The sequence below is a fragment of the Fervidicella metallireducens AeB genome (assembly GCF_000601455.1).
GTDB classification, from domain to species: domain Bacteria; phylum Bacillota; class Clostridia; order Clostridiales; family Caloramatoraceae; genus Fervidicella; species Fervidicella metallireducens.
Genome location: NZ_AZQP01000035.1, coordinates 1 through 22,937 on the forward strand (window position 1 = coordinate 1; position 22,937 = coordinate 22,937).

At 31.4% G+C, this 22,937-nt stretch carries 16 protein-coding genes; 1 reads left to right on the plus strand and 15 read right to left on the minus strand.

Annotation, left to right across the window (positions count from 1 at the left end):
* Positions 1–227 precede the first annotated feature (227 nt).
* The gene (locus tag Q428_RS10315; protein ID WP_035380680.1) at positions 228–419 is read left to right on the plus strand and encodes a DUF1858 domain-containing protein; all 192 of its coding nucleotides are present in this window, start codon (positions 228–230) and stop codon (positions 417–419) included.
* Positions 420–490: 71 nt separating this feature from the next.
* Here the strand turns inward: Q428_RS10315 and Q428_RS15745 are convergent, their stop codons facing one another.
* The 15 genes from Q428_RS15745 to Q428_RS10380 form a co-directional block, all read right to left on the minus strand.
* Positions 491–1,384, minus strand: a complete 894-nt coding sequence (locus tag Q428_RS15745; RefSeq protein WP_201769278.1) for an aminotransferase class I/II-fold pyridoxal phosphate-dependent enzyme — start codon at positions 1,382–1,384, stop codon at positions 491–493.
* A 73-nt stretch (positions 1,385–1,457) separates the two neighbouring features.
* The gene (locus Q428_RS15750) at positions 1,458–1,934 is read right to left on the minus strand and encodes a GntR family transcriptional regulator (RefSeq protein WP_051515114.1); all 477 of its coding nucleotides are present in this window, start codon (positions 1,932–1,934) and stop codon (positions 1,458–1,460) included.
* A 132-nt stretch (positions 1,935–2,066) separates the two neighbouring features.
* Positions 2,067–2,684 (minus strand): LysE family transporter, encoded by a 618-nt coding sequence (locus Q428_RS10325; protein WP_035380682.1) that lies wholly within the window; start codon positions 2,682–2,684, stop codon positions 2,067–2,069.
* Between the two features lie 189 nt (positions 2,685–2,873).
* Positions 2,874–3,719 (minus strand): DegV family protein, encoded by an 846-nt coding sequence (locus tag Q428_RS10330; RefSeq protein ID WP_035380684.1) that lies wholly within the window; start codon positions 3,717–3,719, stop codon positions 2,874–2,876.
* 59 nt (positions 3,720–3,778) lie between these two features.
* Entirely contained in the window at positions 3,779–4,672 is an 894-nt protein-coding gene (locus Q428_RS10335) for a nucleotidyltransferase domain-containing protein (RefSeq protein ID WP_035380686.1), read from the minus strand.
* Between the two features lie 251 nt (positions 4,673–4,923).
* Positions 4,924–5,163: a hypothetical protein gene (locus Q428_RS10340; protein WP_035380688.1), complete on the minus strand. Its 240-nt coding sequence runs from the start codon at positions 5,161–5,163 to the stop codon at positions 4,924–4,926.
* A gap of 41 nt (positions 5,164–5,204) precedes the next feature.
* Entirely contained in the window at positions 5,205–5,885 is a 681-nt protein-coding gene (locus tag Q428_RS10345; protein ID WP_035380690.1) for a hypothetical protein, read from the minus strand.
* A 118-nt stretch (positions 5,886–6,003) separates the two neighbouring features.
* Positions 6,004–7,443: an SH3 domain-containing protein gene (locus Q428_RS14610; protein WP_051515115.1), complete on the minus strand. Its 1,440-nt coding sequence runs from the start codon at positions 7,441–7,443 to the stop codon at positions 6,004–6,006.
* 46 nt (positions 7,444–7,489) lie between these two features.
* Entirely contained in the window at positions 7,490–11,779 is a 4,290-nt protein-coding gene (locus tag Q428_RS10355) for an Ig-like domain-containing protein (protein ID WP_035380692.1), read from the minus strand.
* Positions 11,780–11,791: 12 nt separating this feature from the next.
* A complete protein-coding gene (locus Q428_RS10360; RefSeq protein ID WP_035380694.1) occupies positions 11,792–15,853 on the minus strand; it encodes a S8 family serine peptidase in 4,062 nt (1,353 codons plus the stop codon).
* Positions 15,854–15,867: 14 nt separating this feature from the next.
* Complete coding sequence (locus Q428_RS10365; protein ID WP_035380696.1) at positions 15,868–20,097, minus strand: S8 family serine peptidase; 4,230 nt, start codon at positions 20,095–20,097, stop codon at positions 15,868–15,870.
* A 103-nt stretch (positions 20,098–20,200) separates the two neighbouring features.
* Entirely contained in the window at positions 20,201–20,794 is a 594-nt protein-coding gene (locus Q428_RS10370; protein ID WP_084478298.1) for an ArsR family transcriptional regulator, read from the minus strand.
* A 282-nt stretch (positions 20,795–21,076) separates the two neighbouring features.
* Complete coding sequence (locus Q428_RS14615; protein WP_051515116.1) at positions 21,077–21,664, minus strand: ArsR/SmtB family transcription factor; 588 nt, start codon at positions 21,662–21,664, stop codon at positions 21,077–21,079.
* A gap of 159 nt (positions 21,665–21,823) precedes the next feature.
* Positions 21,824–21,982: a rubredoxin gene (gene rd / locus Q428_RS14945; RefSeq protein WP_084478300.1), complete on the minus strand. Its 159-nt coding sequence runs from the start codon at positions 21,980–21,982 to the stop codon at positions 21,824–21,826.
* A gap of 123 nt (positions 21,983–22,105) precedes the next feature.
* On the minus strand, positions 22,106–22,774 hold the full coding sequence (locus tag Q428_RS10380) for a beta/alpha barrel domain-containing protein (protein WP_035380700.1): 669 nt from the start codon (positions 22,772–22,774) through the stop codon (positions 22,106–22,108).
* Positions 22,775–22,937 lie beyond the last annotated feature (163 nt).

Here is a 22,937-nt window from a genome sequence, read left to right on the forward strand (position 1 = left end):
CCTAATAAAATACAATTACATTATAATAAAAATATTTGTTTCTACAAATACTATTTGATGTTACCCTTTAAAAAGATTTTGAAGAACATCCTTTAAGTATAGGGCTTATAACTATTAATCATAAGGGAATTTTGATTATAGTTTAACTTGTCAGTATATCCTTTATATGATAACATATAGAAGTTAATAAATGTATAATCACTTTGTTATTTTTTGGAGGTGTATATATGATAACAAAAGACATGAACATTACAGAAATAGTTGGAAAATACCCACAAACAGCTAATGTTTTAAGGGAATATGGTATGGGCTGCATTGGATGTATGGCTGCAAGATTCGAAACACTTGAACAAGGTGCACAGGCTCATGGCATCGATGTAGATGCACTTGTAAATGCACTTAACGAAGCTATAAAATAGTAATAGGACCGATTTTCGGTCCTGATTTTTTATTTTGCTAATAAATAGATTCTTACACAAACTCCAAATTTTTATAAGAAAGGCACAATACTATTTATATTTACATTTTTTAAATCTGCATATGCCTCCTTCAACAGTTTAATTCCCTGAGCTATCTCTTCACATTCAACCCCTGCAAAGCTTAATCTGAAATAATTGCTATCTCTCTCATCAAGGTAAAATAGTTTTCCCGGAGCAATTAATACTCCCCTCTGACGTGCCATACTGCTTAAAACTGTTGAATCTAAGTCGCTGCTTCCCCATATATGTATACCACCTGAAGGCAGATTAAAATTTATAAATGGTGTTTCCTCCTTTAAAGTTTCAACCATAATATCATATCTTTTTTTGTAAACATCCCACATAATCCTTATATGATCTTCCCATTTTCTCTTCCTTAAATACAGGTCAAAGGCTCTTTGCATTAACCCTGATGTTGATATATCTGTTGTATGTTTTGCATTTAGTATATCCCTTGTCACAAGACTAGGAGTAACAATAAATCCTAACCTTATTCCCGGCATAAATATTTTTGAAAAGCTCTTTAAATAAATTACCCTATCATTTGCATCAAGGGATTTAATTGGCATACTGCCCTTCCCATAAAATCGAAGTTCAGAAAGATAATCATCCTCAAGAATGTATGTATCATATTTTTCAGCAAGATATAGCAGTTGTATTTTTTTATCTTCACTATATGAAATCCCGGTTGGGTTTTGAAAACTTGTCATAACATAAACCAATTTTGGTCTGTGGGTTTTTAAAGCATCTTCCAATTTAGCGGTATCTATTCCATCTTCCATAATTGGAATCTCTATAATATTAGCACCCCTTGACTTAAATGCAGCAATTGCCCCTGTATATGTAGGGCTTTCAACAACAATTGTATCGTTAAAGCCTATTAATGCCTTTGTAACAATATCTATACCCTGCTGGCACCTGAAATGATTTGAATATTACTAATATCCACTGTCATCTGGTTTTCTTCAAGGAAATATTTTATAGATTCACGAAGTGGAAAATATCCTTGGGATTCCTGATATCCAAAGGCAAAGCTCCATCCCTGTCTAAAACTTCATTTAATATTTCCTTAAACTCATTTACCGGGAAAAGCTTTGGATTCGGTGTTGAAGTAGAAAGATTTATTTCACCTTTATTTTTATTTATGCTTTCTTTATCAACTGTGGTAACAACTTGAACAGATATATTAGAAAGATTAGGAGTTCTGTACCCTCTTACAAAGGTACCGCTCCCCATTTTAGAGTATACAAACCCCTTTTGCTCAAGGAGTTTATATGCATTTACAATTGTTACATTATTAACCCCAAGTTTTAAAGCTAAACTTCTAATTGGTGGCAGCTTTTCATTTGGCTTAAAAACACCATTTTCTATCAATCCTTTTATACCTTCATAAACCTGAATGTATAACGGTTCTTCTGAATTTCTATTTATCATAATGGATTCGTATACCTTCATAATATCACCTCAAAAATTGTCTGCATACAATTATAATAACAGATTCTAAATTTTTTATAAAGTATATTCCATTACTCCAAAAAAAGATGCGTACGATAATTCTTACGCATCTTTTTTAAATTAATAAATTTCCTAAATCCTGAAGGTACCCTTAATAATACTGATAATACCTAATAAAGCTATTATCACACCAATTGACTTATTTATTGTATACAAAAATTCTATCCTAAACTTATGCTTAAAGCGATTAATTAAATTTGATGCCATAAACCAAAATACAGTTGAACCTGAAAATATAGAAATTACAAATAATGAATTTCTTCCGATTTCATGTGGTTCAACCTTTATACCTAGTTTTGCAAATACAGTTATAAAAACTAAAAAAGTAATTGGATTAGATAATCCCAACAGAAAGTTGGAAAAGGCTGGATATATAAGTTCCATTTTATCATCTTTCCTTAACTTAACCTCAATAACATTTGTAAAAATATTAATTCCTACAACCAGGAACAATACCCCTGTTACATTATTAATTAAACATCTATGTCTGTGTATTAATTCATCTATAAAACTTATTCCAAATACAGCTGCTGCAGAATACACTATATCCGATGCCGCAGCACCAATCCCTGAAAAAAAGCCTGTTTTCCATCCACAGTTTATACTTCTTTGTATAGATATTATACCCAAAGGGCCAATTGGAAATGAAACAATCATGCCTATAATAATACCCTTTATTATAATTGCCATTCTTACCCTTCACCTCAATATTATGAAGTCGTTAATTAAATTTATTCCATTAAATTTACAAAAATTACATATACAACTATCATATTATTTATATAAATAGCTTTAAATATATTTTGAAACCTTTAAACAAAGTTAACTTATCTGATTTTCTGCATTAAGTCAGGGCTAGAGATAAGAATTTTTCACCGTCTATTTTCTCATGAAAAACACTGAAACTGTACCAGGTCCTGCATGACTGCCTATTGCAGCTCCTATTTCTGAAACTACAAATTCTTTAACATTAAAAGTCTTTTGTATTTCTTCCTTTAAGGCCATACATAATTCAGTGCTCCCAGCAAAATTAAGTCCAATAACCTGTTTTTCTATTTCATGACCTCTTTCCCTCATAGTTTCAATCATTTTCTTTATTACAGATTTTTCCCCTCTTACCTTATCATATGGGATAATATATCCATCATCAAACTGAAGTATAGGCTTTACATTTAAAATCGAACCAACAACAGCTTGAGCAGTTGATATCCTGCCGCCTTTTTTTAACATCTCCAAAGAGCCAACGGCAAAAATATGCTCCATTCTATCCCTCATGTATATAACCCTATCAATAATTTCCTGTCTTGTTTTGCCTTCCTTAACCATTAATGCCGCTTCACGAACAATCAAACCAAACCCAACTGAAGCCGCCTTAGAATCGATTACATCTACTTTATCTGTACCAATCATCTCTTTGGCAACGCATGCTGATTGATATGTCCCGCTTAGTCTTGATGAAAAGCATATAGCTATTACATGATACCCTTCTGCAATTAACTTCTTGAACTTCTCTTCAAAAATCACTGGAGTGGCCTGGGCAGTTTTAGGAACTCCAGGGAAAGTCTTCATTTTTTCATAAAACTCTTTTGTAGTTATAGTTACCCTATCTTCATACTCTTCCTGATCAAAACTTACTTTCAGTGGAATTAACTCAACTTCTAATTCTCTTAAATAATCTAAATCTAAATCACAAGCGCTATCAGTAAGAATTTTAATTTTTTCCATAACCATCCCTCCTGTTTTTAAAAATATATTTTAACCATTAACCATAACCATTCATTACATTAATCAACGTAGTACACAATTTCATCAATTAAATATTCTTCACCATAAGATGAATATACCCTTGTAGTTTCCCTTATTAATCCCATTTGGCTTAATTTGTCAAGTAATTCATTAAAATTTCCACCTATTATCCTGAATTCTTCACTATTCTTTATGTCTTCTGAAGAACAAGGATATTTCTGCTCCCTTAAAAACTCAATTATTGGAGATGCAATCTCTTCCATATTATTTTCTAAGAAATTATCTATAATCTCCAGTGTCTCTTCAATCTTATCTCTTACCCTTTTGTCGCTGTTTATTAATCCATATATATATTCTACCTCACTGCTCATATTCACAGCAAATGATAAAACATCCTTATCTGTAATGTGACCATTCATACTCATAAGCAATCTTGCATAATTGTTTAATGTTTCAACACACCATTCAAAGGAAGTTTCGATTTTACCCGTCACTTTATATTTTTTTGTGTAATGCATACTTCTTAGTAAATTGTACAATATTTCAACGTTTCTAACTTTCTTATCCTTATCACCATAAAATCTGGTAGATTGATAGATTTCTTCTATTTCTCTGTCTTTGCAGTAAACAAGCTTTCCAGTGAAAAAAGCCTTGTGAAGTGTCCCACCTCTTAAAAGGTTTTTAAAGGAATCACCAAATACATCTTTTGATATATAGTTAATATGTATCATAATATTGTTTATTTTAGTATAAATACTTTCAATTTTTCCTTTTTCTTCCGATATTACCATAAGATCGATATCAGATTTCTCCCATATATCACCAGATACCATGCTTCCATAAACAAGTACTGCCGCAATTTGACTGTTTTTTTTCAATTTATTAAGTACCTCTTCATAGGCATCCTGATAAAGTCTTATATTGTTTAACATAAAATTACCCCCATCGACATTCAATAAATTATTACTATATTATAACAGATAATAATTCTGTTATCCATAATTAAAATAAGGGACAGATACTTTAAGTGGTTGAATATCCATATATATTTTCAAAAGCATATTCATATTTTGCTTTCTATAAAATTTCAATATTTTACCATTTTATATAGCTTTATCTTTTTATTCTGAACTATTCTTTACTGTCCCATTAAAAAAAGAGCTTTGCAATAATTAATGCAAGCTCACTCTAATACGTTATTTACTGAGGCTATAATTCTATTTCCGCACCTTTGGCAATAGCATATATGGGAACATATATAGTTTACATCTCCATCGTTCATGTCAGTCATGGAATAATTTAAATAGGGCGAATAATCATCATAGTAGTTTTCAACTCTGTCTAGAATCTCCATTTTTTCCCCACAGACAGGACAGTATTTTATATATTCCACTAACCCGTTGCATACTGGACAAATCAGCATAATCATCATCTCCTGATATTATTTCTTTTCTACTGCCTTAATTATTTTGAAAGCTTATTATAAATAACCTGTTTAACATAATTTCTTTTGACTATTGTTAATATAATCAAAAATATAAAGATTATACTCATTAGTGTCTGCAATGGATTAAAAAAATATTTTATCCTAAGATAAATAAATGGATAAATGATTAAATTAAATGGATTAAATCTATTTTTTTCACCAAGCAAAAGAAGATACTTCCCACCATTATTTTTTGAAAATAATCCGATATAATATTCACCATCCTTTGGCAGTTCACCCCTTATGCTCTGTGCCCTGTAATAATAGGTCTGTGTATAGTTGTCATAAACCTTTTCCATTGGACCAGGCTCTATGTTGATTACTCCATAATTTTTTTTAACCTCAAATGGTAATAAATCTTTATGATATATCCCTTCTCCCATTAGAACTAAATTTGGGGTAAAACCTTTATTCATCTTAATTTGGGGAATCAGCATCTGTATGAAAAATTCATCTCCCTTTGAACCTTTGAACTTAACAAAATCAACGTCCTTTTTATTTTTTATCTCCCCAAAAACTTTGTTAAGACCTTTATTGTTAATAGTTAAGGCATTATCAAAGCTCCAATCCCTACTTTCAATAAAGGGCTTTTTTGAATATATCAATATTAAAACAAGACTTAGAATTAATAATGTTAAAACTATTCCCTTTGTCTTCATTTTTTCCTCCAATTACAACCTTCATTACTATATAAATATGTCCAAACTATATTAAAAATACTAAGGATATCATAAAGAAAACCCCAAACTTATACAGTTTGAGGTTAAATTACCCTAATTACTTTTTGGTATACTTAGCTAAAATATATCCTGTTTTCCCGTTATATGAAATTTGATACCAATCTCCTACTTTTTTGATAACATTTACTTTCTGTCCCTTTTTAATCTCCCCAATAACTTTTCCTTTTGTTGATGCAGTACTTCGCACATTTAAGTTGGTAGTTGCAGTTACTTGATTATTTGTTTGTATCACCTTTGTTTCTTCTAAACTTTTACTTGATACATAACCTATCTTGCCATTAACCTTAACCTTTACCCAACCCTTCTCTGTGCCTAAAATCTCAACCTTTGCTCCTGCAGGCAATTTCGTTAAGGTTTTGCTGTTAGAATTAGTAGATGTTTTTATTTCACAGCCACCTTTTTTAACTACACCTATACTGCTTTGTTTTTGTGTAGTTTTTGTTTCTGGCTTTTTAGATTCTTCTTTTTTTATTACAGTCACAGTAATGCTGTCGGAATGTTTATTGTCATCAGTTCTAACAGTTATTACAGCCTTACCTTCCCCAACAGCAGTTAGCCTGCCTTGAGAATCAACTTCTGCTACTTTAACATTGCTTGAATACCAGCTTACTTCTTTTTGAGTTGCATTCTTTGGCTTAATGTCTTCCCTTAATTGTATTTTCTCTCCAACCTTTAAATTTACAGTCTGAGGTAATATTTTTATACTTTCAACTGGAATTTCTTCCATCTCCCCTTTAACTGTAACATTACACTCAGCTGTAAAACCTCCTTCATTGGTTTTTACAATAACCTTTGCTGCTCCAGCCTTTAATGCTGTTACATTTCCATTAGAAACGCTTATAACTTCACTATTTGTGGAAATCCAAGAAACCGATTTATTCGATGCATTTTCAGGTACTACTGTTTCATTTAATCTTATGCTTTCTCCAACCTTCAGTTCTATATCAGTTTTATCTAACCTTACACCTGTTACATTAACAGTCATTACTGGAGGATAATAAATTACAGGATCTTCTTGCAATTTATATGCAATGGATACTCCATCTTTTGTTGAAAACATAGTTTTATCTAGCATTTTAAAGTTATAATCCCCAAATTTCTTCCTTTCAAATATAACTGAAAGTAATGTTCCTGCACTATTTGTGTTTTCAACCTCACCTATTTTAGTTATACAATAACTGATTAGGCCTTCTTCATTATCATATTTGCTAAAAATCAATTTTACATTTGAATCATTTTCCTTAATGACATTTCCGCTAACTATTTCTTTTACCTGGAGCAAATCCTTATTAAAGCTCAAATAAACTTGTGCACCATAAAGCTCCTTTGCATCATTTACAGTAAGGTTCATCTGAACTTTATTATTATTTAATTCAACATATTGTATTTTATAGGACATATATGATTGAGCATTTGCAGTAAAAACATTACTCATAAACATTATCATAAAAACAAAAATTGAAATTAATTTTTTCAAGTATTATCCCCTCTTTCAGAATAAATACAGGGGGAATCCCCTGTATTTATTCAATTTTTTCACCAAAATGAGCTTTTATAATGTCAGCATCCTTCTCATCTATTTTACCATCACCATTTAAGTCTCTTCCTTTTAACTCTTCCCATTTGTCACTATCCTTATTTATGCCAAATGCCCTTGTAACTAATATTAAGTCAAGTATTGAAACCTTGCCATCCATATTTAAATCAAAAGTTTCACCACATATAGTTACACCGTTTCCCATAGCATACTGTGGTACGTTGTTCTTATCAATGTATAAAATATCACTGAAATACATCTTGCTTCTATTACCATTTAAAGACTTTATTTTGATTTTCATTAATTCACCCAGATTAGTAGCTTCAGAAAAACTTCCTTTAAATATTATTTTACCAATTTCATTACTATCTTCTTTTACTACTTGTACAGTTACACCCATTGTTTTCAGTTCATCCTTTAGTTCTACATTTAACACAGAAACTTCCTGTGGATTATAGATGATTGAAAACTCTATTTCTTTAACATCATTAACTTCTCCCTTGACTGTCAAAACAGATTCATTATCCTTAGGAATTATAGTATTTCCTTCAATCGAAATTGTACCTAAAGTAAAACTGATATTATCTCTAACTGGCTTAAAATAATAAACATACTCTTTATCAAGTGGCGCATTATCCTCTGCTGTTAAATAATCTTTAATCTGTAATTTATATACCCCATTTTCCTTCAGGTATAAGTCTGCAACATCAACAACAACTTTATTTCCTTCAATTGTAACCTTAGCACCCTTTAACAAAGTACCATAGGTTGTTCCATCACAATACCATAACTTAACTGAACCATCATTTACATCCATTCCAAGTAAAGGTTTTTCGCTTAAAATAGTAATTTTCTTCGGATTTAAATTTACCAAAGTTGGTGTTACAGCTGTGGAATCATTCTGCAAAGGAACTCTATCCACATCTACCTTCAATATCTTGTTATATACTATCTCATTTCCTCCAGTTGTAAAACCTAACTCAAATCTGTTTAATGTATTACCATCTACATCCTTTACAGTGTTTGGAATAACTAAATAATATTTAGTTTTTGTCTCTAGAACCAATGGCCAACCAAAGAACCCTCCTATTGTAACTTTTGTTTTTCCATTTACTGTTGTAATTTCTAATGAAGTCATTGTATAATCAGGAGTTTTATCAGCATTTGCTGTTATATATATATACTCAGACCAGCCATTTTTAATTGTCTTCTCGTCCATTAATTTATTAAACAAAATTTCAAACTTTATATCCTCATATGGTACATCAGTTGCCCCTTCTTTTAAATCTGTATAAACACCATCTTTAACAACCTTTATACTTTCAACCATTGGCATTATTTGCTCAACTTCAGTTGAAAATACTGATTGAAATTTCTCAGTCATTTTATTTCCTGCTAAATCTTCAACTGTATTTTCAACAACAATGGTGTACGTGCTATTCTTAAACAATGATGTTTTTGGAGTTATAGTAACCTGGTTTTGAGTATCGTCATAGCTGATACTTGCATCAATTTTGTTACCTTCTTTAAGTAAATAAACCGAATTCTCATTTATTGTTGATAGCTTCATTTTTTCACTGAATTTAACGTTTATTATAGAATCTAAAGCAACATTCTTTGCACCATTAATTGGTTTTGTTTCTATAATGCTTGGAGGAATTAAATCCTGTTCAACCTCCCCAGCAACAAAATAATAATCCGATGGAGTAAATAAGTTATATTGTCTATCCTTTACAGCCAGTGTTAATTTGTACAGTTTTCCAGAAACTAAATTCATTTTTGGCTTCACTGTTAGGACTACATTATTTTTATCTGTTTCATCGCAGGTTACAGTCCATCCGTTTTTGTAACTTGAATCATATAACTTTGAGAATCCACCATAACCATTATCATAATAAATAGCAACTCCGCCATAATCTCCATATGAACCTGGATCTAAAGACTCATTAAATATCGCTGTAAAGGTTGGCAATAAACCAACATTTCTTGTTGGATTAGCTTTATCTGCACTTAAATTTGGAGTTAAACTTTTTAAAACCGGTGGAACAGTGTCATTCTGTATCGTTGTAAAAGTCCAAGTTTTATCCTCTGACATGGTATTACCATACTGATCCTTAATACCCCTCTTTAAAGTAACCTCATATTTTGTACCCTTAGTCCAGATAGTTGTTCCATCTGTTTTATAATTTTTTGAAATATACAGCACATTATTGTCAACAGATACTGTTACATAGGAACTTCCACTTGTTGGAACAACCGTGCCATTCTCTTTAACAACCAAATTTGATAATATATCACTTGTAATGAATGAAAGTTTTTCATCAAAGGTTATCTTTATTCTTTTATCAATTGGTACTTCAACAGCCCCATCCTCTGGATAAATTGCTGTTATTTTTAAAGGCTTTACATTTATCTCTGTCTCAAAATCGCAGTTGTATTCTGCCTCAAGGATGTTTCCTGCTAAGTCCTCAACATTCTTTACAACAAGCATATATGATTTTTTATACTCAAGGTTTGATTTAGGTGTAATTGTTAATACATTTGTAGTTTTATCATATTGCAGATAAGAATCCACCTTAACATACTGATAACTTGAATTCATATATTGAATGTATGCATTATTATTATTTAATGTATCCTCCTTCATAGCCTCAGAGAACTTAACTGTTGCACTCATATTAACAGGTATATTTGTAGCTTTAGGCGATGTCTTCTCAGGATAAGTGCTTACAATGGTTGGCGGTGTAGAGTCTTCATTTGCCTGACCTGAACCAGTTGTAAAGTAGAATTCATATGGATTTAATGAATTATACTGTTCGTCGCTTACCTGAAGCATTATTTTATATTTTCTGTTTTTCAAAAGATCAATTTGTGGAATCATGGTTATTGAAACATTATCCTTATCAGTTTCATCATAAGTTATGGAATATGCAAGAATAGTTTCCCATGAAGCTCCACCTGGTTTTGGCATTTTAACCTTATTCCACAAACCACTTCCAGGAGTTGTTTCTATATATAGCCCTACATTGTCATACTCTCCATATGTCTTCCTAGAAAGTTTTTCATTGAATACAGCTTTAATTACAGGTCTTACCTCTACTCCAGTAGCCCCATCCTGAGGAGTTATACTTTTAAGAACTGGAGGTGTAGTATCGTTCTCAACTGCTGTGAAAGTATACTTGTATTCCTTTCCCATTGGGTTATCAAAATTATCTACTAACCCACCTTTTATAGTTATTTCATATGTTGCTCCCTTTTCCCACTTGGTATTGTTATATCTACCAGGTATATTTAATGTTTTATAGTCAGAGCTTAAATCTATTCCTAATGTCCCACTGTCTAATTCAACTCCATTTTTCTTAACCACAACATTGTCTTGAAGCCTATATCCAAAATTATAGTTTTGTTTTATTGGTTCATTAAATGTAGCTTGGAATTTTGTTTCAGGTAAAACTCCCTTTGCTCCATCTGCAATATTTGTTGAGACAATTTCCGGTCCAGTTACATCAGTTTTATCTGTTTTGAATACAATAAGTTTTTCCTCTATCTTATTTCCCGCAATATCCTTAACACCATTTCTTATATATAATCTATAATCTGCATAAACCTTTAAATTACTTGCTGGCTTTATTGTTGCAGTTCTAGTTTGTGAATCGTAATTAACTGTCACACCCCCTGGAACATCAGTCCAAGTCCATGCATTTATTTTCTCTTGAATAGCTATATTAGAGCTGTTAACTGTATTTGCATCCATATCCTCATTAAATGTTACCCTGCAGGTTACATCAGTTGGTATTGCAGTAGCATTATTCTGTGGATATGAATCAACTAATTCCGGTGGAAATTTATCTCCCGCACCTGGAGTTGAAAAATATATTTTTACATCCTTTTCTAAACCATTTCCCTCAGTATCCTTACAATAATAGGATGATAAGGAAATAAAATAAGCCTTTTCCCTTTGTAGAGGTGATTCAGGTGTTATTGTTAAAGTTTTTGTTGCTGCATCATAGTTTTTAGTCATTTTTACTGATATACCACCTACTTCATAGAGGTAAGTTGAATACTGACTCATCAAACCATCTGAACTTACATCCATATCCTTTGTAAACACAATCGTTGGTTTTATATTAACATCAACATCTGTCTGATAATTAACTGGATTACTGCTTGCAATGCCTGGTTTTACAGTATCAGCCTTAACCTTAGCTGCTGGTATGTACCCCAGCAGCATACTTAAGGTAAGGAATATACTTAACAATCTCTTCCCTATTTTCATTACTCACCCTCCTTAATTCTCAATAAAGCATTTAATGATGAAATTAAAATCTATTAAATCAACCAAACCGTCACCATTTAAATCTAAAGCCAAATCATATCCATCCTGTCCATTTATCTTGCCTAATTTATGGGCTACCTTACAAATATCTCTGATATCTATTACTGAGTCCATTGTTATATCTGGATTAGCAATAGATAAACTACTATCTGTCAGGATGTTTATAGCAATATCATCACCTAAATGATTAACCAGTAATAATTTTTTGAAATTGATTGATACTTTACCAATTTTTTTAGCGTTCAATTTAAGTCTTGCTATATCCCCTGATATTACTCCCATTGAATTTATATCTCCTTCATTATTAACAAAAGCTGCTGCATATATTACTTTATTGTTTTCAACTGTCTTTTCAAGTTCAATAACGTTTGTACCTTCAAAGATGTTACCCTTTACAATATCCAAAACGTTAACTTCATCTGAATTAAATAACAATTCAAACTGAACACCATAAATATTATTTAAATTATTTGTTTCTTTAATGTCACCAGTAAGAACCATATCAAAATTACTATTTACAGAGACTATCTCATCATGTCTTAAATTAACTGAATTATCTGTTCCAGTTGCTAAAGCCTCTACTTTTGCCCTACCTAATACATTTCCATCCTCATCATATGCAAAGATTAATCCCATGTATTTGCCAGATACAGTTGGTACCCTTAATCCTACGTCAACTGATGACAAACTTCTTGACAATTCAATTTCAGAAGTTTTAATATCAATTAAATTCTGACCATTTGAGCTGTTTGCAATTTGGTAAGTCAAATCATATTCTGTATTTTCAGCTGTCTGATAAGCATCAATAACAATAGCGTATTTACCTGGCTTCAAATATTCTAAATATATATCCTCATTACTACCTGAATTAGCAGACATTGCAATTGCATTTCCTAGGATATCATTTCCCTTTTCATCATCTAAAACCTTGTAAAGGTAAAGATCTAAATCATCGCCTTCAAATTTAGTATTTCTGATTTGTATCCTAGTAAAAATATTTGGATCATTATCCTTTATGGTAAATGGAACTATGGTTGAATCATGATTTTTAATATTTTTATGTTCAATTATCTTATTTGAATCTAGACCTACCAGCCTTGTCTTTACTAGCTTAACCTTTAGCTTTTCATTGTTGGTGCTGTTTGATAAATTAAGCTTTAATCCCTTTTCTATATATTCTCCAGATCTGCCGCTGTATTTCACAACATCAGGACCGAATACAATACCCTTAAGCCTTGCAGTTACTTTATGCTTACCCCTTACATTTTTTATATCTGCTACGATCCTTGATAACAAATCAATCTCCCATGTTCCAGGAGTAGGATTGTTTATTATGATAGTTGTCTTTGGGTTTAAATAACTGATTGATACTGTACCTGGCAAATTATTTTCTTCAATTCCTGATGGACCAGCAACTATAGGTAACAAATAAGCTGAATCTGTGAAATCTGTCATTTCTACATCGATTTCAACCTTTTCAACACCAAAAGGAATCCTGATAAAATGCTTGTCAGTCAGACCAGGCTTTATCTCCCTGCTTTCATTTTCATATCTAACTGGATTTTCAGCACTTAAATCCATATAGTTTATAACTGTTACAGGAATAAATCCTTCCTTGAGAACAGTTGATGGATCATCCATTTTTATAATCAGGCTGTTTAATCCTTTTAACAGTTTATCTTTATTTATTTTTAGCGTAATCTCCTTGATTTCACCTTTTTTTAGAGTTATTTCATTTTGTGGTATTGACAGCCAATCATTTGAATAATTATAACTTTCCTTAGTTAAATTAATATTTAAATCTCTGTCCTTGGTATTTGAAATAGTTAGTTTAACCTCATCAGGAATATCCCCACTTCTAACATATAGACCCTCTGGTTTATATGTCAGTTTTTCTGAATAATCAAACTCTGTTTTTAAAACAATTTCATTTCTATCTATATATCCATTTGTATTTTTAAGCTCATCTTGATTTAATCCCTTTAATTTTAAGTTGTTTAAATAATCTAAAGCCTTATCAGGATCAATCAATCCCCCTCCTATTTCAACTGGAGTATGGATTTTACCATCAATTTCCTTGTTTGAAGTTTCAAATATAGCTTCTTTTAAAACTAACGGATGATATGGTATATCCTTTTCCTTTATTGCCTGAATTAAAGCAGCAGAAATTCCTGCTGCGTATGGACTAGCCATACTTGTACCTTCCATTCTTCCATATCCTACAAACATGCCTGAGCCCTGCTGACCTTCTCTGATAACTTCACCATACCACATAGGCATTGCTGAAATCATGCTTCCTGGTGCTACAAAGGTTGGTTTTAGTCTTCCATCTTCAGTTGGTCCTCTACTTGAGAAATACCATAGACCATCTTCAATCTCAGGAGCACCATAATTTAGCCACGCAGCATTATATGCACCAACTGTAAAAGCCCATTCACTAACACCAGGAACCCCTGTAGAATTTAAAGCTGGACCACTGTTACCTGCTGATAGACAAAATACAGTTCCATATTTTTTACTTAAAATATTTATAAGTACAGCTGCTGGTTCATTTCCATCGTTGATATCAGGCAAGCTTCCTATACTCATATTCACTACATCTGCCCCATTTTTTGCTGCATAATCCATAGCCATCATATAGGCAGATTCCGGAGTTCCACCATCACTTTGGAAAACCCTTAGTGCCATTATTTGTGCTCCAGGAGCTGTACCTTTAATTGTTCCATCTGTAACCAGATTACCTTTGGCGTCTTTAACAGTTTTATTTATGAATGGCAAGTCTTTATATCCATTAGCTGCCGCATCACCTGCAACATGAGTTCCATGGCTGTTTCCGTCATAGGATAAATTAACATACCACTCATTATTATCCTTTGTTACCTCTGATACAACGAAGTTAAATGATGTATTTTTCATGTTATATCCAGTTCCTAAATTTGCAAAGGAATTAGTTAATTTATCATATTTTTCTTTGAACTCACTTTTTACAACTGGTTTGTTATTTTCAAGTAATGGCTTTTTGTCCTGAAATTCAAATATTACCTTGTCCCTCAAATCTCTCGCTACTTTTTCATAAACTCCCATTTCCTTTTCGTCATTCATATCATAATTTAAATTTGTATCAACATAGATTTTGCTGTTTTCTGGATTATCAGAATAATTTGCAACAACGACAGGTATTAAATCGTCAGTCTTACCATTGTTATTTACATCATGTCTTCCGTTTCCACCCTCAACCACTAATCTGTCTTCATTGAAATAGCCTGCCAATACATTTTCAGCTTCTATGTTGTTAATTTTTATAGTTCTATTGTTTAACTCTATAAATTTATTGCCATTTTCTGATATTACTTGCTTTTCAACAAGTTTTATATCTCCTTCACTGTCTTCTCCTGTATATTTCCAAAAATCTTTGTAATCAACAATTTTTAATTTTCCTTCAGTTGTCATTGTCAGTAATTCATTTTTAGGTTCAACACCTGTATCTATTACTGCAATTGTAGTATCTCTACCATCATATCCCTTATTCCATAAGCTTGCTATTCCTGTTACTTCATGACAATATTCCATATTAGGATAAGCAATTTTGCCATTTTGTTTTATATTTTCCATTTCTATTGGCTCTGGAATGCTTAAGATTTTATCTCTCCCAATTGCCTTAATTTCCCTGATGTTTGCAAGATTTTGTGCCTTTGAAACAGGTATGTTTATAACATAGACGTTCTTTGTATTATTATTTATTTCCGCACCTAATCTCTGTAGGTCCCTTTTTATATCTCTACCTTCTGATACAACAATAAGCTTTATATCTCTATCTGTTGATTCTGTTTTTATTCCTTCCTCTATGATAGCCTTAGTTATCTGTTTATGCAGAAAATCACTTTGTCCTTGATTTTTTAGCAATTTCCCCTGCAAAATTGGGCTATTGCTATTACTAACAGAAGCAAAGGCTGTTGTGGATGAAATAAAAATGAAAATAACCGCTAACAATAAGCTATATAATTTTTTTAACAAAACCTTTTCCCCCCTTAAAATGAGAAATTAAAATATTTAATTATATACTGTAAATCAGTCTGATTAATTACACCATCCTTATTAACGTCAGCAGAAAGTCTATACCTTACATTACTTGTGTCTGCTCCAAAAGAATATGATACATAAACAAAGTCCTTTACATCTACAACACCGTCATTATTAACATCTGGTGTAGCTGTAACTATACTGTTCTTATTTACCTTAACCATAAGTTCCTTGCCTTCATAGTTACCTACCGTAATGTTGTTTATATTTAACTGTGAAGCACCAGTTTTTAATGACTTGAAAATAACTTTTCCAACATTTCCGGTTGAAATTCCATTTGTATCCATACCCTTAAAAGCAATGGCATATTTAATCAATCCTATTTCTTCCCCTTTTTCATTTTTTACGATTTCAAGGTTTACCTCATAACTATTTATATCAGTAAAAACATCTCCCCTTTGAACATTTACAGCTGAAAGTTCTTCAGGATTATATTGAATCTCATATTCTATACCATAAAGCTTTTCCACATCACTGGAAACTTCGCTAAAATCAGCATCTAAATTAACCTCAAACTCATTTTCTAAAAGCGGTATATTTTTCTGATATAACTTAAATCCTAATTTTGTTTCATCAACTGAAGCATAAATAGGGAAGAATTTAATAACTTTACCCTCATTATCTTCAAAATAAATTCTAGCCATGTAGTTTCCAGAATTTGCTGGTGCTGTTAGACTGTATTGAATTCTTGCTGTTTCACCTTCTGGAAGAATTTGTGTACTTTTAACCTTAACTGTTCCTTTTATTGCATCACTTTCATTAACAACCTGTGTTATTAAATCAAAATCTACAGGTCCATATTCCATCATTCCACCAAATAGAGCATACACATAATAACCTGGCTCTAGGTTATATGTTATCATTTCACTTTCCATTCCATTTCTCTGCACATTGATATATTTGTTAATCATTGGTTTTATTAGGGTATATGTTCCATCTGGATTTAATTTTGCTTTATAAAGGTAAAGCCATACCCTAGCCCCTTCCCCATATGAAGCATTTGTTATTATAACCCTGTGGAAAATATTCTTTTCATTTGCCTTAATTTCAAAACCTCTCTCTAACGTCTGAAATTCTCTAAAGCCTGTTATTCTTTCCTTTACTTTATTTTTGTTAAGTTCTACCAAACCGTTGGATTTTATTTTAACATCCTTACCAGATGTGTTAGATGCAATTAATTCACCTGTATATTCATTGCCTGCATTTAATGACAGGTTCTTCATATCCTCGCTCATTAAAACACCATTGGTTGATAATTTTAAAGTTCCTGTTACACTACTTTGGGATGCATAGGAACAATACATATCAATCTCCCATGTCCCCTCCCATTTCCACAATGAATTTGGATTTGGGGTACGAATATCCATTGAAGCTTTTTCTAAATCTCCTCTGTTTATGATATATTCAACCTTCTTAATATAACTTCCATCATTTTGCAAACCAGCAAATGAATATTGTTTTGTTGGAGTATAAGGTCTTCCATTAGGGAAATAAATAAATGGTCTTATTCTTCCATTCATATTTTCTGGCACTTCAATACTTACTTTAAAGCTTTCTAAATTTCTATCAATAGATATAAAATTTCTTGTAAATGCACCTGGTTTAATAGTTTCAGTTGCCATACTCACTGGCTGTGAGAAATTTAGTTTTTCATAATTTATTATTGTTATAGGAATTACACAATCCATTTGATAAGTATTTAAATCATCAAATTCCAATCTTAAAGTATTCACACCTGTTTGGAGCTTTGTTTTATCTATTGTTACTGTAATCGTTTTTATCTGCTGCTTATTTAGTTCAACTTTTTCTGGAAAAACAATCCAAGAGGTGCTCTGTCCAAGGCCATATGTTACTGCCGTTGAATTTAATACTAAATCTTTTGAAGTATAATTATATAAATCTATCTCTATACTTTCAGGTATTTCCTTATCTCTAACATAAACACCCTGTGCTTCAGCATTTCTCATTCTTTCATCGTTTTTATACTTAACTAATGGATATACATATAAATCATTAAATGAAGTATATTTTAAATTTTTATCATTATAATCATATGGCCAATTATATGATGGCTGCTGACCAGTTGTTAAATCTGGTGTTTTTGATGAATTATTCATTGTCCTTAACTCTGTTAATGCTGCCATTGGATTTATCATTCCGTAGCCAATTTCTAACTGATTATACTTCTTTGAGTTTATAGTGTTTGTTGATGACTTCTTTATAGCTTCTTTAAATAACAATGGGTTGTATTTTAACTCTTCCTTTTTAACTGCCTCCATCAAAGCTGCAGCCACTCCAGCAGCATATGGAGCTGCCATACTAGTTCCTTGTTCTCTTGAATAACCAATATATGCTTTTCCTGTAACGTCCATATCCTTGAAAGTAAAATCCTCACTATATCCTTTCCCAATTACTTCCCACATTGGTGCAGCTGAAACCATTGACCCCGGAGCAACAACTTCAGGTTTTATTCTTCCATCATCACTTGGACCATTTGATGAGAAAATCCATTGCTGATCCTCTGCATTTTTATATTTAGAACCTACCACATAAAAACTTGGACAATATGCACCAACTGTCAAGGCATAGTTACTGTCCCCAGGACTTCCGTTTGAATTTAATCCTGGTCCACTGTTACCATTTGATATTGTAAATAAAGTTCCATACTTCACTGTTAATAAATCAGCATATAAAGAACCTAAAGAAGTTCCATCAGTTATTTCTGGAAGGCTTCCAAGACTCATATTTACAATATCTGCCCCATTAACTGCTGCATACTGCATTGCCTTAATATACCTGTCCTCATATGTTCCACCTGCAGTTTCAAAAACCTTTATTCCCATTACCTGAGCACCCTTGGCTGGCCCAAATAATTTGCCAGTGGATTCTATAGACTTGTCTACAAATTCGTGGCTTAAATATCCATTAGCTGCAGCATCACCAGCAACATGTGTACCATGTCCATTTGTATCATAAGCTATATTTGCATACCAAGTTCCGAAGGTTTCGTCATCAATTCTAGTACATACAAAATTAAAACGTGTCTTGGATAGAATATTGCTAGAATCTGTAATTTTATTTTTTATTGTATTAAAGAGTAATTCAATATCATCTTTGTATTCATCAACAACCTTAGGCAAATCTCCTTCTAAAACAGGTTCTCCATTGTTAAGCTCAAATACAACCTTATCCTTTATGCCTTTTGCAACTTCTTTATAAATTCCAATAGCTTTTTCTCCAATAAAGCTATTATCTAAATCCGTATCCATCATAAGTCTGTCATATTTTCCATCGTTGTCCACATCATAAGCCACCACTGGGAAAATATCCGTAGTTCCATTGTTATTCGTATCAAAGAAAGTACCATCATCCATTAAAAGTCTGTATTCGCTAAAAACACCGCTGAGAATTTTTTTGTCTATTAAATCATCCCTCACTTTAACAGTCTTTGTTCCTTCCTTTGTAACAACATTTCCTGTTGTAGAATCCTTATATGAATAACTATATGGAATAACTATCTCTGAACTGTTAACTGTCATTTCTGAAAGTTTTACATCACCCTCAGCAGGTTGTGGATTATCAAACATAAAGCCAGCACTGTTGAAGTCTTGATAATCAACTATTTTTAATTTGCCATCACTTGTCATCGTTAATAGCTCATTATTTGGTTCAAAACCAGTGTCAATAACAGCAATTAAACTTCCCTTTCCGTCATATCCAGCCTTCCATAAATCCTTTATCGTTGTATCCTGATTTGAATACTCCAATTGTGGCAGTGCTATAGGTGCCTTTTGAGTTTTTGGTAAATTGATTTTATGATTTACACCAACACCAACAATTTGTGAAATATATGAAAGTTTATAAGCGTCCCTTGAATTAATGACAATTTTATAAAATCCTTCACATAAGTTAATAATTTTTTTTGCTCCGTTTTTCTTCAATTTATCCTTTATGTCAGTTTCTAATTGTGAAACAACAAGCAACTCAATATCTTTGTCCTTATCAGTTGATATTTCAAATTCTCCTAAAGATTTTTCAACCTGAGCCGCAATTTTCATTTGGTGAACTTTTTCCATTTCATCATAAACCTTATTAGTTTTACCAAAAGCCTGTGGAGTAAAGGTAGTAAAAACAAAAATCAAAGGCATTATAAAACTAATAAACTTCCTGTAATTCAAATTATAGACCCCCTTTATTTTTTATTTATATAAAGAAAGTAAACCAAGCAAAAACATAAATTTTATCTCTCTTTGGTTTAATTTCTATATAATTAAAATCCAATTATTTTTTCTTGTATTGATCCTGATTCTTTTTCAAAAGCATATATGTCCCTATGCTATATGCATTTGTTCCATCCCTTTTTTCTCCAAACCTATTAATCAATTCTCTTGAAAAATCATTTATTTCTTCTTTTAAAGTCCTTGCCTGGTAATCATCTAAAAAGATAACGCTGCTGAGAAGTGAACTGTCAACAAGTGATCCTGGTGACAAATTATCGATAAGATACTTATAGTCATCTTCAATGCTCTTAAAAATAGATTTGTAAAAGCTTTTTACTTTTTCTTTATATTCCTCTAAATTCACATCATTTTCAATTACTGTAATACTTTTGTCTATTGCAAATTCTTCAGCTGTTGGTAAATAATACTTTTCTATAATTCCCGACTTTACTTTAGTTTCAACAACCTCCACTAACCCCGCCTTTTCCAATAATTTAATGTGATAATTTACCTTAGAATAAGGTTTTTTCAGTTTCTCTGAAATTTCTTTTACTGTTAATGGTCTTTCTAATTCAAAACAATTTAATATACTTATTTTGTTTTCATCAGAAATTACTTTAATCTGCTCAAAGCTAAGATGCAGTTTTTTTATTATTACAACCTCCTCCCTTCATATAAAATTTATTAAACGATTTAAAATTTTATACCATTATAAAGTTTTAAAATGGTATAATTTATTATATCATTACAATATTTTCATAACAATTCTTATTTTGCCAAATTATTGTATATTTTCACTGTTTTTCTTTTTTTTACTCTATTTATAAAGGTAAATCAATTTGTATGAATATTAAAAATTAAATAATAGTAAAACATTTTTTGATAAAAAAATAAACTCCATTTTTCATGGAGTTTTTAATGAAGTTTAATTATTTTATTAATCAAAATACTGTTTTTGATTTTTTCTTTTTAATAAAAATGAAGCAATGTTGTAAGCCTGGGTATTTTCCCTTTTATCTCCATATTTATCAAGGATAACTTTAAAATTTTCTTGAATTTCATTTTTTAACTCCCTGGCTTCTTCCTCAGTTAAAAAAATTGTACTATTTATCATAGCTATATTATCAAAAGTATCACTTGTTATATTTTCAAGCAAACTTTTATAATCTTCCGTTACACCCTTAAATATAGAATCATAAAATTTTTTTATTCTTTTTTTATATTCACCACCATCTGCTCCATCAATAATAGAAATACTCTTGTCTATTCTAAATTCCTCCGCAGTAGGCAAATAATATTTTTCTATTATTCCTGACTTTATTTTAGTATCAACAACTTCTAAAAGACCAACTTTTTCTAGTGTTTTAATTTGATAATTAACCTTAGAATAAGAAATACCAAGTTTCTCTGCTACTTCATTAATGGATAAAGGCTTATCTAATTCAAAGCAGTTAAGGATATTTATTTTGTTCTGATCCGAAATAATTTTCATCTGTTCTAAATTTAAGTTTAATACCTTCTGCATTTTATCCCCCCAAAGTAATAAATGGACATACTATCCTCTATTAATGCAAAATAGAAGCATTGATATTCTAAGTTTACAGAAAATTTTTATTATTATCAAGATATCAATAAAAAATTCAAGGAGGAGTTAAAGTCTCATCCTTGAATTAGGATTTTTTCTCTACATCTTTTCAAACTCTGACTTTGATAAACCACATATTGGGCACACCCAATCCTCTGGTATATCTTCAAATTTTGTTCCTTTAGCAATGCCACCATCTGGATCGCCAATCTCAGGATCATACACGTATCCACATGCAGGACAAACATATCTATCCATTTTTTCACCTCCAACATAACTCTGTTATTCCTTTGGTATATATCTAATTATAACCAATTGAGATGAAAAAATAAATATAATTTATATTAACAGAAAATAATTATTTTCAGATAATATAAGCCTTTAAAAAGTATCTCTATATCTTTCCATAATTTCCCCAAATATTTCTGCAGTTGTCGGTGGTGTATATGAAATTGCATTTGCACCTGCTCTTATTGTTTCCCTTATAGTTTCCTCCGATGGCCCTCCTGTTGCTATAATCGGAATATTAGGAAACTCCTCTCGTATTTTTCTTACTATGTTAGGAGTATTACTTGACCCTGATACATTAAAAATACTTGCTCCCGCTTCTATTCTTTCCTTAAAGTTTTCCTTTTCCGATACCACTGTAACAACAATGGGAATATCAATGGTTTCTCTCATATTTCTTATTGTGTCATTAGAAGTTGGTGCATTAACAACAACTCCAATTGCCCCTTGAAACTCTGCATCTAAAGCAAGGTTTACTACGCGTTTACCAGTGGTAATTCCCCCACCAACCCCACAAAATACGGGAACATCAGCTGACTGCATTATTGCATGGGTAATTACAGGCTGGGGAGTAAATGGATATACCGCAATTACTGCATCTGCATTAGTGTTTCTTATTATAGCAACATCTGTTGTAAAAACTATTGACTTAATTCTTTTTCCAAAAATTAAAATGCCGCTTGCTTCTCTAATAGCTAAAGGCATTTCAACCATATGACTTCTTAAGGTTCCTTTTATTTCAGGTATAAACTTCCCATTCATAGCAAACCCTCCTATCTAAAAAATCATAAACAAATTATCATTTTCCTCATATTAACATTATTTCATTTTTTTATCAACATATTATAACAGTCAAATTTCTGTCACATTCTTCATTTTTATACTTCAACTTACACAATTGCCTTTCATTTTATTAATAAATTAT

Excerpts from the sequence above, each read along its gene's own strand:
- Q428_RS10315 (WP_035380680.1), top strand. The coding sequence starts at position 228 with ATGATAACAAAAGACATGAACATTACAGAAATAGTTGGAAAATACCCA.
- Q428_RS15750 (WP_051515114.1), bottom strand. The coding sequence starts at position 1,934 with ATGAAGGTATACGAATCCATTATGATAAATAGAAATTCAGAAGAACCG.
- Q428_RS10325 (WP_035380682.1), bottom strand. The coding sequence starts at position 2,684 with ATGGCAATTATAATAAAGGGTATTATTATAGGCATGATTGTTTCATTT.
- Q428_RS10330 (WP_035380684.1), bottom strand. The coding sequence starts at position 3,719 with ATGGAAAAAATTAAAATTCTTACTGATAGCGCTTGTGATTTAGATTTA.
- Q428_RS10335 (WP_035380686.1), bottom strand. The coding sequence starts at position 4,672 with ATGTTAAACAATATAAGACTTTATCAGGATGCCTATGAAGAGGTACTT.
- Q428_RS10340 (WP_035380688.1), bottom strand. The coding sequence starts at position 5,163 with ATGCTGATTTGTCCAGTATGCAACGGGTTAGTGGAATATATAAAATAC.
- Q428_RS10345 (WP_035380690.1), bottom strand. The coding sequence starts at position 5,885 with ATGAAGACAAAGGGAATAGTTTTAACATTATTAATTCTAAGTCTTGTT.
- Q428_RS10355 (WP_035380692.1), bottom strand. The coding sequence starts at position 11,779 with ATGAAAATAGGGAAGAGATTGTTAAGTATATTCCTTACCTTAAGTATG.
- Q428_RS14615 (WP_051515116.1), bottom strand. The coding sequence starts at position 21,664 with ATGCAGAAGGTATTAAACTTAAATTTAGAACAGATGAAAATTATTTCG.
- rd (WP_084478300.1), bottom strand. The coding sequence starts at position 21,982 with ATGGATAGATATGTTTGTCCTGCATGTGGATACGTGTATGATCCTGAG.
- Q428_RS10380 (WP_035380700.1), bottom strand. The coding sequence starts at position 22,774 with ATGAATGGGAAGTTTATACCTGAAATAAAAGGAACCTTAAGAAGTCAT.